This window comes from Enterobacter sp. FB, from assembly GCF_000805795.1.
In the GTDB taxonomy this organism is placed as follows: Bacteria; Pseudomonadota; Gammaproteobacteria; order Enterobacterales; family Enterobacteriaceae; genus Enterobacter; species Enterobacter roggenkampii.
Window position 1 is genome coordinate 2,542,353 of sequence record NZ_JSZC01000013.1, and the last position, 13,006, is coordinate 2,555,358.

The window sequence follows — 13,006 nt, forward strand, 5'->3', positions numbered from 1 at the left end:
TTTGTTCAGGCGCAAATTACTGCTTCCAGAGTATTTTGCTCACCTTCCAGCTCTTCAGGGTGTCGTCAGACGGCATCAACCCTTCCGGGCCGCTCCAGGTGCCGGTAAAAACATAGCTGATGTGCTGGCTGCCTTCCGCCTTACACTCCACCGCCACTTCATCGTCGGATGGCACGCTGGTGCAGTTGCCAAAGGCCTGCTTATAAAGATCGCTAAACGGCGTCCCGACCTTCACGCCGCTGGCGGTCGGAATATCTTCATCCATCACCGCGATCCGGTTTACCGTGCCTTTGTCACCGTTGATCGCCAGCGCCAGCTTGTCGCCCTTCAGCGCCTCGTAATAGCGCACTATATTGCCATTCTCTGTTTTCATGCCGCTGCGCAGGCGGTAGTCACTGCTGAGCGCATCCTGAATAGCATTCTGATCCAGCGCCGTCGCGGCGGTAATTTTCCCCACGCCCTGCTCGGTCACTTCCGTTGATGAGCCAAACCAGTTCCACGGATACGCAGCAGACCAGTTAATGGAGGAGAGCGTCGAACAGCCGGTCAATGCCAGCGGAAGAGCGCATAAAACTAAACGCAGCGATTTCATTGAAACGTCCTTACGTGTTAAATCAACGCTTGTTGGAGTGCGACATCGGCAAAAAGTGCCGGATTAATCATCCTGAGGCACAAAACAGGCGCGAAGACGTGGGTTGGTCAGCAGCCACATCAGCGCCACGATATCGGCAACCACCAGCGCAACGCCGATGCCCGTCAGCGGTTCACCGTACCACCAGAGTACCGGCTGCCAGAAGAGCAGCGCAATTTGGGCAAGGATCAGCAGCCCGCGAAGCGCGCGCCACAAGCGCGGGATTACGTGCCGCCGACCGCTGCACAAGAAAGCCACCACCGCCGGTACGCCCGGCAGCAAGCCGAGCCAGAAGGCATCGTGATCGGGATAAAAGAGCGTCAGCAGCGTGTCGCCCTGCCCGCGCGACGCGGCGGCCATTACAAACAGCACCCAGGTGCGGGCCTGAAGCAGCAGAACGCACCAGAATAAAAAGGGCAGCCTGACGCGACCCTGCGCGTCATAATCTGCCGGATGAATCTCAGTACTCTTCATCTTCGATGAGACGCTTTCCTAAATTCAGCACGTCAGCGTGTACGTAGCCCAGGCGTTCATACATGCCCAGCACCACGTCGTTATCTTCCCGCACCATGATCTGGATTTTCGGACAGCCGCGGGCGATCAGCTTCTTCTCGAGCCGGTTGAGCAGCGCATTGGCAATACCGCGACCACGGTATTCCGGATGAACGCCCAGATAATAGGCCGAGCCGCGATGGCCGTCATAACCGCCCATCACCGTCCCCACAACCTCGCCATTGACTTCCGCAACCAGAAACAGACTGACGTCGTGATTCACCTTACGTTCGATATCCATTTCCGGATCGTTCCACGGACGCAGCAGATCGCAGCGCTCCCAAAGGGTGATCACCTCTTCGAAATCTTCCTGGCGAAAAACGCGTATCTCCATGGTATTAACCGCCTTTTCGGGTTTAAAAACAGTGATTATGGCGCGAACCACGCCTTTAGCCAATAACCGGGGAAAATCTCGCCAAAATTTGGCATAATGTCACTTTGTCACGTATTGAAATGAAAAGTAAAACAATTCTCAATAAGGACTGTCGTAACGCTAAACGCGATACGATATAACACCAGGACCCCTTTTTTTAGTATTCAGGCCGCATGAGCACATTCAAACCATTAAAAGCACTCACATCGCGTCGTCAGGTTCTCAAAGCGGGGCTGGCGGCCTTAACGTTAACGGGCATCGCAAAGCAGGCTCAGGCAAAAGACGAGAGCACGCTTAAAACCAGTAACGGACACAGCAAACCGAAAACCAAAAAGCCGGGCGCAAAGCGCCTGGTGATGCTCGACCCGGGCCACGGCGGTATTGATACCGGCGCCATCGGCAAAAACGGGTCGAAAGAAAAACACGTCGTGCTGGCGATTGCAAAAAATGTGCGGGCGATTTTACGCAGCAACGGCATTGACGCGCGTCTGACGCGCTCTGGCGACACCTTTATTCCGCTGTACGATCGCGTAGAAATCGCCCACCAGCACGGGGCGGATCTGTTTATGTCGATTCACGCGGACGGCTTTACCAACCCGTCTGCCGCCGGTGCCTCGGTGTTTGCGCTGTCCAACCGCGGCGCCAGTAGCGCCATGGCAAAATACCTCTCCGACCGCGAAAACCGGGCGGATGAAGTCGCCGGGAAAAAAGCCACCGACAAAGACCACCTGCTACAGCAGGTGCTGTTCGACCTCGTGCAGACGGATACGATCAAAAACAGCCTGACGCTCGGCTCGCACATCCTGAAGAAGATTAAGCCAGTGCATCGCCTGCACAGCAGGAGCACCGAACAGGCGGCGTTTGTGGTGTTGAAATCACCGTCTATCCCGTCCGTGCTGGTGGAAACCTCGTTCATTACCAACCCGGAAGAGGAGCGACTCCTCGGCACTACGGCGTTTCGTCAGAAGATCGCCAACGCCATCGCCTCCGGCATTATCAGTTACTTCAACTGGTTTGATAACCAAAAAGCGCACTCCAGGAAACGCTGATGAAACCCAATGCTCAACTGGTCAAAACCTTCCTGCTGCAGTTACAGGATGAGATTTGCCAGAAACTGGCCGCCGCTGACGGCGGAGAATTTCAGGAAGACAACTGGCAGCGCGAAGCCGGCGGCGGCGGGCGTAGCCGCGTGCTGCGTAACGGCGGCATCTTCGAACAGGCGGGCGTGAATTTTTCCCACGTTCATGGCGACGCGATGCCCGCGTCTGCGACGGCACACCGTCCTGAACTTGCGGGCCGCAGCTTCGAAGCGATGGGCGTTTCGCTGGTGGTGCATCCGCACAATCCGTTTGTGCCGACCAGCCACGCCAACGTGCGCTTTTTCATTGCGGAAAAAGCGGGGGCCGATCCGGTCTGGTGGTTTGGCGGCGGTTTCGACATGACGCCCTACTACGGCTTCGAAGAGGATGCCGTGCACTGGCACACCACCGCGCGGGATCTTTGCCTGCCGTTTGGCGAAGACATTTACCCGAAATTTAAAAAGTGGTGCGATGACTACTTTTACCTGAAGCACCGCGACGAGCAGCGCGGCATCGGCGGGCTGTTCTTTGACGATCTCAACACGCCTGATTTTGATACCGCATTCAGCTTTATGCGCGCGGTGGGCGAAGGCTATACCGACGCGTACCTGCCCATCGTCGAACGCCGTAAAGACACCAGCTATGGCGTGCGCGAGCGCGAGTTCCAGCTCTACCGTCGCGGGCGCTACGTGGAGTTCAACCTGGTATGGGATCGCGGGACGCTGTTTGGCCTGCAGACCGGCGGGCGCACGGAGTCGATTCTGATGTCGATGCCGCCGCTGGTGCGCTGGGAGTACTGCTACGAGCCAAAAGAAGGCAGCCCGGAGGCTGCCTTGAGTGAGTTCCTTAAAGTACGCGACTGGGTTTAACTGCCGGATGGCGCTGCGCTTATCCGGCCTGCTCAACCTGTAGGTCGGGTAAGCGAACGCGCCACCCGACTCACAATGCTTACAGCGGCTGCGTCTGCGCCTCAACCACCGCCAGCGCCACCATATTCACGATACGGCGCACGGAGGCAATCGGCGTTAACACATGCACCGGTTTCGCCACGCCCATCAGCACCGGTCCTACGGTCACCCCTTCAGAGCTGGAGACGCGCAGCAGGTTATAGCTGATACGCGCCGCTTCCACATTCGGCATAATCAGGATGTTCGCCGATCCCTTCAGCGGGCTGTCAGGCATACGTTCGTTGCGGATGCTCTCTACCAGCGCGGCATCACCGTGCATTTCCCCGTCAATCATCAGCTCCGGCGCGCGCTCGCGCACCAGCGCCAGCGTCTCACGCATTTTGCACGCCGCCGCGGATTTAGACGAACCAAAGTTCGAGTGCGACAGCAGCGCCACCTTCGGCTCGATACCGAAGCGGCGCACGGTCTCGGCGGCCATCACGGTGATCTCCGCCAGCTCGTCCGGGCTCGGATCGTCGTTAACATAGGTGTCAGCGATAAAGGTGTTCCCGCTCGGCAGCAGCAGGGCGTTCATCGCCCCGGCGGTATGGACGCCGTCGCGATAGCCGAAGATCTCCTGCACCACGCTAAAGTGCTCGTGGTAGTCGCCGATGGTGCCGCAGATCAGCGCATCCGCCTCGCCGCGATGGACCATGATCGCGCCGATCACCGTCGTGTTGCTGATGACGGCTTTCTGCGCCTGCTCCTGGGTGATCCCCCGGCGTTTCATGATCGCGTAGTATTCGCTCCAGTACTCTTTGAAGCGCGGATCGGATTCGTTGTTGACGATCTCGAAGTCGACGCCCGGCTTAATCTGCAGGCCCAGCTTCTGGATACGCATTTCAATCACGCTCGGACGACCAATCAGGATTGGTTTCGCCAGGCCTAAGGTGATCAGCTCCTGGGTGGCGTGCAGCACGCGCGCCTCTTCCCCTTCCGCCAGCACCACGCGCTTCGCGTCGGCGCGCGCCTGAGAGAAGATCGGCTTCATGAACAGGTTCGTTTTATAGACAAACTCGGTGAGCTTATCGACGTAAGCGTCGAAGTCTTCAATCGGACGCGTCGCCACGCCGGAATCCATCGCCGCTTTTGCCACCGCAGGGGCAATTTTGACAATAAGGCGCGGGTCGAACGGTTTTGGAATGATGTAGTCCGGGCCAAAGCTCAGATCCTGATCGCCATAGGCTGAGGCAACCACTTCACTCTGCTCGGCGTGGGCCAGCTCCGCAATGGCGTGCACCGCGGCCAGCTTCATCTCTTCGTTGATCGCCGTCGCGCCGACGTCCAGCGCGCCGCGGAAGATGAACGGGAAGCAGAGCACGTTGTTCACCTGGTTCGGGTAGTCGGAACGCCCGGTGCAGATAATGGCGTCTTCACGCACCGCTTTCGCCAGCGGCGGCAGAATTTCCGGCTCAGGGTTCGCCAGGGCCAGGATCATCGGCGCGCGCGCCATCTTCTTCACCATCTCCTGGGTCAGCACTTTCGGACCCGAGCAGCCCAGGAAGATATCCGCGCCGTCGATCACGTCCTCAAGCGTGCGCTTGCCGTCGTCTTCTACCGCATACGCGGCTTTGGTTTCCGCCATGTTCGGCTCGCGATCTTTGTAAATCACGCCCTTGGAGTCGCAGACCACAATGTTGTGTTTCTGCATACCCAGCGCCACCAGCAGGTTCATACAGGCGATGGCCGCGGCGCCAGCGCCGGAGACCACCATGCGCACGTCGGAGAGATTTTTCTCCACCACGCGCAGGCCGTTGAGAATGGCGGCGGTGCTGATAATGGCCGTACCGTGCTGGTCGTCATGGAACACGGGAATGTTCATACGCTCGCGCAGCTTCTGCTCGATATAGAAACATTCCGGCGCTTTGATGTCTTCCAGGTTGATCCCACCGAAGGTCGGCTCCAGCGCGGCCACCACGTTGATGAATTTGTCAGGATCGAGCTCGTCCACCTCGATATCAAACACGTCGATACCGGCGAATTTCTTGAACAGCACCCCCTTGCCTTCCATCACCGGCTTACCGGCCAGCGCGCCGATGTTACCGAGACCCAGTACCGCCGTGCCGTTAGAGATCACGGCAACAAGGTTGCCGCGAGCGGTGTATTTATAGGCCGCCAGCGGATCTTTTTCGATCTCCAGACACGGGGCCGCCACGCCCGGCGAGTAGGCCAGCGCCAGATCGCGCTGTGTCGCCAGCGGCTTGGTTGGGGAGACCTGAATTTTGCCCGGGACAGGGAACTCGTGAAAATCGAGGGCACTCTGTTTCAACTGCTCATCCATCTTATTTTTCCTTTCACGTATCGGTCAAAAGGGTGACGAAAACGATCCGGTTGCACACCCTGGTGTGCCGCCTAGTATCGCCTCTGGCCGCCTCCTAAACTTTGAAGGCTGCCAAACTCTCACCATCACACATTAAAAATTGTTATCAATTTATAACAGCCATGTTACCCGTCTCAAAAGCAATGCCTCCCCCGTCTGCTATGCTTTTTTGTTAAGTCCATCATGATTTTCTCAGAAGTGTGAACTAACGCACTCAGCTAACGCTTTTATTTCCAAGGAGTAATCATTTATGAACCAGCTAGACGGCATCAAACAATTCACCACGGTGGTGGCAGACAGCGGCGATATCGAGTCGATTCGCCACTATCAGCCGGAGGATGCGACCACCAATCCTTCGCTACTGCTCAAGGCAGCCGGGCTTACCCATTTTAGTCATCTGATTGATGACGCCATTGCCTACGGTAAACAGCGCGGGAAGACGCAGGAGCAGCAGGTCGCCGAAGCCAGCGACAAGCTGGCAGTTAATTTTGGTGCGGAAATTCTTAAAAGCATTCCGGGGCGCGTCTCGACCGAAGTTGACGCACGCCTTTCGTTCGATAAAGAAAAGAGCATCAACAAGGCTCGCCGCCTGGTGGAACTCTACCGGGAGCAGGGGATCGATAAATCACGCATTCTGATCAAGCTGGCGTCGACGTGGGAAGGCATCCGCGCGGCAGAGGTGCTGGAAAAAGAGGGAATTCACTGCAACCTGACGCTGCTGTTCTCCTTTGCCCAGGCGCGCGCCTGTGCCGAAGCGGGCGTGTTCCTGGTGTCACCGTTTGTTGGCCGCATCTACGACTGGTACCAGGCGAAACAGCCGATGGATCCGTACGTGGTGGATGAGGACCCGGGCGTGAAATCGGTGCGCAATATCTACGACTACTACAAACAGCATCGCTACGAAACCATCGTGATGGGGGCCAGCTTCCGCCGTACCGAGCAGATCCTCGCCCTGGCGGGCTGCGACCGCCTGACCATCTCCCCTAACCTGCTCCAGGAGCTACAGGACAAAGAAGAGACGGTCATCCGCAAGCTGATCCCCACCTCTACCGTTCTGCCAAAACCGAAAGCCATGACCGAAGCCGAATTCCGCTGGGAGCACAATCAGGACGCCATGGCCGTGGAAAAACTGGCGGAAGGTATCCGCCTGTTCGCTGTCGACCAGCGCAAACTTGAAGATCTTCTCGCTGCCAAACTTTAACCTTGCCACGGAGTGAACTATGTCCCGTAAAGAGCTCGCCAATGCCATCCGCGCCCTCAGCATGGATGCCGTGCAGAAAGCCAATTCTGGCCATCCCGGCGCACCGATGGGCATGGCCGATATTGCCGAAGTGCTGTGGAACGACTTCCTGAAGCACAACCCTAACGATCCCACCTGGTACGATCGTGACCGCTTTATTCTCTCCAACGGCCACGCCTCGATGCTGCTTTACAGCCTGCTGCACCTGTCCGGTTACGATCTGCCGCTTGAGGAGCTGAAAAACTTCCGCCAGCTGCACTCCAAAACCCCGGGGCACCCGGAGATTGGCTATACGCCGGGCGTGGAAACCACCACCGGGCCGCTCGGTCAGGGGCTGGCAAATGCGGTCGGGCTGGCGATTGCCGAGCGTACGCTGGCGGCACAGTTCAACCAGCCGGACCACGAGATTGTCGATCACTACACCTACGTGTTTATGGGTGACGGCTGCCTGATGGAGGGGATTTCCCATGAGGTCTGCTCCCTGGCGGGCACCCTGGGGCTCGGCAAGCTGATTGGCTTCTACGATCACAACGGCATCTCCATCGACGGTGAAACCGAGGGCTGGTTTACCGACGACACGGCAAAACGCTTCGAGGCCTACCACTGGCACGTGGTGCACGAGATCGACGGCCACGATCCTGAGGCGGTGAAAAAAGCGATTCAGGAAGCGCAGAGCGTGAAGGACAAACCGTCCCTGATTATCTGCCGCACGGTTATCGGCTTCGGCTCACCGAACAAGGCGGGTAAAGAAGAGGCGCACGGCGCGGCGCTGGGTGACGAAGAAGTGGCGCTGACCCGGCAGAAGCTGGGCTGGAAGTACCCGCCGTTTGAAATCCCGAAAGAGATCTACCGGGCGTGGGATGCCCGTGAAGACGGTGAGAAAGCCCAGCAGGCCTGGAACGAGAAATTTGCCGCCTACAAAAAAGCGTACCCGGAACTGGCCGCCGAGTTTTCCCGGCGCATGAGCGGCGGTCTGCCGGAGGACTGGGACGATAAAACCCAGGCGCTGATTGAAAACCTGCAGTCCAACCCGGCAAAAATCGCCACCCGTAAGGCGTCGCAAAACACCCTGAATGCGATTGGCCCTCTCCTTCCTGAGCTGCTGGGCGGCTCAGCGGACCTGGCACCGAGTAACCTGACCATCTGGTCGGGCTCGAAATCGCTGAAGGAGGATATTGCCGGGAACTATATCCACTACGGCGTGCGCGAGTTCGGGATGACCGCGATCGCCAACGGCATCGCCCACCACGGCGGCTTCGTACCCTACACCGCCACCTTCCTGATGTTCGTCGAGTACGCCCGTAACGCGGCGCGCATGGCAGCGCTGATGAAGGCGCGGCAGATTATGGTCTATACCCACGACTCCATCGGTCTGGGAGAAGACGGCCCCACCCACCAGGCGGTGGAACAGCTGGCGAGCCTGCGTTTAACGCCCAACTTCAGCACCTGGCGCCCCTGCGATCAGGTCGAAGCGGCAGTGGGCTGGAAGCTGGCGGTAGAACGCCATAACGGCCCGACGGCGTTGATCCTGTCACGCCAGAACCTGACGCAGATTGAGCGCACGCCGGAGCAGGTGAAAAACATTGCCCGCGGGGGCTATATCCTGAAAGACAGCGGCGGCAAGCCGGACGTGATCCTGATTGCGACCGGTTCCGAGGTGGAAATCACGGTGAAAGCGGCGGAAAAACTGACCGCCGAAGGCCACGCGGTGCGCGTGGTGTCCCTGCCCTCAACGGATATCTTTGACGCCCAGGACGAGGCGTACCGGGAATCGGTGCTGCCCTCTAACGTCGCGGCGCGCGTGGCGGTGGAGGCCGGTATTGCCGACTACTGGTACAAGTATGTCGGGCTCAAAGGAGCGATTGTGGGCATGCGGGGCTACGGCGAGTCCGCCCCTGCCGACAAGCTGTTCCCGTACTTCGGCTTTACCGTTGAGAACGTGGTAGAGAAGGCGCTGAGCGTGATTTAGTGCGGTCTGCGTTGCCGGGTGGCGGCTACGCCTTACCCGGCCTACAAAACCACCAAACCGTAGACCGGGTAAGCGACAGCGCCACCCGGCAAAAAGCTACCGGGTGATCCACAGCGTGGGCCAGGCGTCTGGCCCATTCCAGTTATCACAGCTGGGTTCCTCGGCATAGCGCACCAGGCGGAAACGCTGGCCGTCAAACCGCCAGCGCGTCTGGATCCCACAATCCCCCATACCGCGCCCCAGCGAGAGCGTGGTCAGCTCGCGCGTCTTTTCATCAAAGCTGGCGTTCATCAGCTCGATTTCGCTGCTGTCGCTTGACGGCGTAAACGGCAGACGCAGCCTCACGCTGCGGGCAGAGAACGGTTTTTTACGTGACACCAGCCACGCCAGATCGACCGTGTTATAGGCCCCCGCCTCGCAGCTAACGATCAGCAGCGCTTTGTCATCGGTTAACGCGGTGACGCGCACTTCGCGACGGTTAGGATCCAGCGAACACTGGCTGCTGTTCATCCTGCCGGTACCATAATCCAGCAGATCGTTCAGTTCGGCATGGGAAAGCGGCGTTGGGGTAGGATTAACGATCGCCACCTTTTTCAGGGCAGGTGCGGGCGGCACGCTTAACGGCGGATCGTCACCTTTCTTGATCCACGCGGTTTCGCTGCCAACGCGCTTTTGCTGGGCATCAATGAACAGCAGCGCGGCTTTCAGACCGGCCAGTGAAATCACCTGCTTACCGCCTCGCAGAGTCAGGGCTTTTCCTTCCTGGATGTTTTTCAGAAAGGCGGTGATGGTGGCCGCATCGTCCGTTTTCAGATGCCAGGGGGTGAGCTGCCAGCGCTGTTTGTCGAGCTTCAGGGGAACATTATCCAGCAGCAGCCGCGGGGCAATATCCGGCTCTTTCACGGAGGGGGTATCAAGACCGCCGAGATCGATACGCAGCGTGGCATCCGTTTTCGCCCCGGCGCTCCGGGTGAGCGTCATGACCAGACCGCGGTGTTCGCCCGTGTTGCGGGCAAGGCAAAAGTTCTGGTTATTGCAGGTCACCTGCCAGTCAGAGAAGGCTTGCTGCGCGGGTGCAGCCCGCACCTGCGGCGCGAGGAGCACACAAAACAGGGAAAATAAAAAGACGCTGTAGCGCATGAATGACACAATCCCGGAACGAAAACGCATAACAGGGCAGTATCTTCGTGTTCCCGCCGGGGTTGCTCAATCGGATTTATCAGATATACCTGAAAAACAGGCTATATCCGTTCGAAAGGGGTGTTCATCAGCCCGGTTGTCTGTAAATACTGCAGCAATATCACCGCTTTACCATCCCTGATTTCGCCTGAACGCACCATCTCCAGCGCTCGGGCAAAAGGAAGCTCCAGCACGTCGATATCTTCATCCTCTACGCCACCGCCCCGGTGCGTGCGCTGTGCGTCGCTGTATTCAGCAATGAAGAAATGGACAATTTCCGTCACGCCGCCCGGGGACATGTACAGCTCGAAGACCTTTTTGACCTCGCCCACTTCAAAGCCGGTCTCTTCGACGGCCTCTTTGCGGATGCAGACTTCCGGCTCATCGTCATCGAGCAGGCCCGCGCAGGTTTCAATCAGACGTCCGTCAGGATTGCCATTGACCCATGTTGCCACCCTGAACTGACGGATCAGCACCACGCTCTGCTTTTCACGGTTATAGAGCAGAATGGTTGCTCCGTTACCACGGTCATAGACCTCGCGCTTGTGGCGGATCACTTCACCGTTGTTACGTGTAAGATCATAGGTGATGTTACGCAGGACAAAGTAGTTTTCAGAGAGAATTTTGTCTTTGATAACGTCAATTTTCAGGGTCATACGGGCTCCACGGCACAATGAGTCGTCCTATACTACGCCGTGAATCCCGCTTTGTCGTCCGCCGGATTAATGATGTTGTGGTACATCCACTCCCAGCCAGTCGAGTATCCCCTGCGCGGCATGACGCCCTTCCGCCATCGCGGTGACGACCAGATCCGCGCCGCGTACCGCATCGCCCCCGGCGAAGATCTGCGGGTTGGTTGTTTGATAACGGTAGCGGCTCTCGACCGAGGCCACGATCCGCCCCCAGTCATCCGTTTCGACACCCTGCGCCTGCAGCCACGGCATCGCGTGCGGATTAAAGCCAAACGCCATGATGACTGCATCCGCGGCCATCACAAACTCGCTGCCCGCCACCGGAACGGGCCGACGACGCCCCTGCGCATCCGGCTCACCGAGCGCGGTACGCAGCATCCGGATACCGTTGACCTTACCGTTCGGATCCAGCGTCAGCTCAACCGGCTGGACGTTAAACTCAAATGACGCCCCCTCTTCTCTGGCGTTCTGCACCTCTTTCTTCGAGCCCGGCATGTTGGCCTCATCCCGACGATAGGCGCAGGTGACCGTCGCCGCGCCGTGACGTAACGCCGTGCGGACGCAGTCCATCGCGGTATCGCCTCCGCCCAGCACCACCACGTTCAGGCCACGGGTGTCGATGAACGGCTCGCTGGCCGTCGCCTCCAGCCCCATAACATGCCGCGTGTTGCCCACCAGGAAAGGCAGCGCGTCGTAGACCCCTGGCGCATCCTCGTTCGGGATACCCGCCTTCATCGAACGATAGGTACCCACGCCAATAAACAGGGCGTCGTAATCGCTCTTGAGCTGCGACATCGACACGTCCTGGCCCACCTCGCAGCTCAGCTCGAAGCGGATCCCCATCGCGGTAAAGATCTCTCTGCGCCGCGCGAGCAGCGATTTATCGAGCTTAAATGCCGGGATGCCAAAGGTCAGCAAACCGCCGATCTCCGGATGCCGGTCATAGACCGTCACGCTCACGCCGCGGCGCGCCAGCACGTCGGCGCACGCCAGCCCGGCGGGCCCCGCGCCGACAATCGCGACACGTTTACCTGACGGCGTGACGGCGGACATATCCGGCCGCCAGCCCATCGCCAGCGCCCGATCGGAGATGTAGCGCTCGATGTTGCCGATCGTCACGGCCCCCGCCGCGTCACGAAGCGTGCAGGCTCCCTCGCATAACCGGTCCTGCGGGCAGACGCGACCGGTAATTTCAGGTAAACAGTTGGTCTGATGAGAAAGCTCGGCCGCGCCGGTGATATCCCCCGCGTTGAGGCGCTCAATCCACTGCGGGATGTGGTTGTGCAGCGGGCAGGTCCATTCGCAAATGCTGTGCTCTCCGCACTTCAGGCAGCGCGACACCTCGCGGGCGGCCTGTTCGGCCCGGAACGGCAGGTAAATTTCGTTAAAATGGCCCACGCGCTCTGCGCCAGCCAGCTTGTCGGGCTCGCCGCGGGGCGGGGTCGTTTGCATCTGCTGCAGTTTGGTACGCGGCGCGTCCACGCTGACGGCCTCGGCACCATGCCAGGGCTGTGCCTCCAGGCAGGCCGTGCGCTGTCGGCGCGATTTCGCCAGGTTTTCCAGCGCGGCGGGCGTCGCCAGGGAGAGGGCATCCGCCGGGCAATTTTCGATACAGGCCGGGCCGTGTGGACGCGTCAGACAGAGATCGCATTTATTCGCCGAGGCCTTCACGCTGCCATTGTCGAGCGGAGTGACGATAATCTCCATCGTGCCAAACGGGCAGGCCACCGCGCAGGCCTTACAGCCGATGCATTTTTGTTGATTCACCTGTACGCTGTCATCGCATTTGCTGATGGCGCCGTTCGGGCAGCTTTGCGCGCAGGGTGCATTTTCGCAATGATGACAGGTCACGGGGTGGCTCTTCTCGCCGGATCTCAGGACCGTGATACGGGGATGAAAATGGCGCTCGCTCAGGGCATGCTGCTCATCGTTGTGCGCCATCACGCAGGCGACTTCGCAGGCGCGACACCCAATGCACTGCTGGCTGTTAGCCATAATAAAACGATTCATAACCACACCTGTTT

The 13,006-nt window shown here is 58.9% G+C and carries 11 protein-coding genes; 4 read left to right on the forward strand and 7 right to left on the reverse strand.

Features of this window, described 5'->3' with window-relative positions; genetic code table 11:
- Positions 1-16: 16 nt before the first annotated feature.
- From PI91_RS19095 to PI91_RS19105, 3 genes are all read right to left on the reverse strand, one after another.
- Entirely contained in the window at positions 17-592 is a 576-nt protein-coding gene (locus tag PI91_RS19095; RefSeq protein WP_021241797.1) for an RpoE-regulated lipoprotein, read from the reverse strand.
- 63 nt (positions 593-655) lie between these two features.
- Positions 656-1,105, reverse strand: coding sequence for a DUF2919 domain-containing protein (locus tag PI91_RS19100; RefSeq protein WP_025912779.1), 450 nt, complete (start codon positions 1,103-1,105; stop codon positions 656-658).
- Positions 1,092-1,517 carry a GNAT family acetyltransferase gene (locus tag PI91_RS19105; protein ID WP_008501614.1) on the reverse strand — a complete coding sequence of 142 codons (426 nt, stop codon included), beginning with the start codon at positions 1,515-1,517 and terminating at the stop codon, positions 1,092-1,094. Before PI91_RS19105 ends, PI91_RS19100 begins: the two co-directional genes overlap by 14 nt.
- A gap of 212 nt (positions 1,518-1,729) precedes the next feature.
- Between PI91_RS19105 and amiA the strand changes: the two genes are divergently transcribed.
- Positions 1,730-2,605 (forward strand): N-acetylmuramoyl-L-alanine amidase AmiA, encoded by an 876-nt coding sequence (amiA, locus tag PI91_RS19110; RefSeq protein ID WP_008501615.1) that lies wholly within the window; start codon positions 1,730-1,732, stop codon positions 2,603-2,605.
- Positions 2,605-3,504, forward strand: coding sequence for an oxygen-dependent coproporphyrinogen oxidase (hemF, locus tag PI91_RS19115; protein ID WP_023344644.1), 900 nt, complete (start codon positions 2,605-2,607; stop codon positions 3,502-3,504). The genes amiA and hemF overlap by 1 nt, the downstream gene beginning before the upstream one ends.
- Positions 3,505-3,583: 79 nt before the next feature.
- Here the strand turns inward: hemF and maeB are convergent, their stop codons facing one another.
- The gene (gene maeB, locus PI91_RS19120; RefSeq protein WP_008501617.1) at positions 3,584-5,863 is read right to left on the reverse strand and encodes an NADP-dependent oxaloacetate-decarboxylating malate dehydrogenase; all 2,280 of its coding nucleotides are present in this window, start codon (positions 5,861-5,863) and stop codon (positions 3,584-3,586) included.
- A 289-nt stretch (positions 5,864-6,152) separates the two neighbouring features.
- Between maeB and tal the strand changes: the two genes are divergently transcribed.
- Together tal and tkt are read left to right on the forward strand one after the other, a co-directional pair.
- Positions 6,153-7,103, forward strand: coding sequence for a transaldolase (gene tal, locus PI91_RS19125; protein ID WP_039266826.1), 951 nt, complete (start codon positions 6,153-6,155; stop codon positions 7,101-7,103).
- 19 nt (positions 7,104-7,122) lie between these two features.
- Positions 7,123-9,111, forward strand: a complete 1,989-nt coding sequence (gene tkt / locus PI91_RS19130) for a transketolase (protein WP_008501619.1) — start codon at positions 7,123-7,125, stop codon at positions 9,109-9,111.
- A gap of 96 nt (positions 9,112-9,207) precedes the next feature.
- Here the strand turns inward: tkt and PI91_RS19135 are convergent, their stop codons facing one another.
- From PI91_RS19135 to aegA, 3 genes are all read right to left on the reverse strand, one after another.
- Positions 9,208-10,251 (reverse strand): DUF1176 domain-containing protein, encoded by a 1,044-nt coding sequence (locus PI91_RS19135; RefSeq protein WP_008501620.1) that lies wholly within the window; start codon positions 10,249-10,251, stop codon positions 9,208-9,210.
- Between the two features lie 101 nt (positions 10,252-10,352).
- Positions 10,353-10,946 (reverse strand): GDP-mannose pyrophosphatase NudK, encoded by a 594-nt coding sequence (gene nudK, locus PI91_RS19140; protein WP_025912781.1) that lies wholly within the window; start codon positions 10,944-10,946, stop codon positions 10,353-10,355.
- A gap of 66 nt (positions 10,947-11,012) precedes the next feature.
- Positions 11,013-12,992, reverse strand: a complete 1,980-nt coding sequence (aegA, locus tag PI91_RS19145) for a formate-dependent uric acid utilization protein AegA (RefSeq protein ID WP_039266828.1) — start codon at positions 12,990-12,992, stop codon at positions 11,013-11,015.
- Positions 12,993-13,006 lie beyond the last annotated feature (14 nt).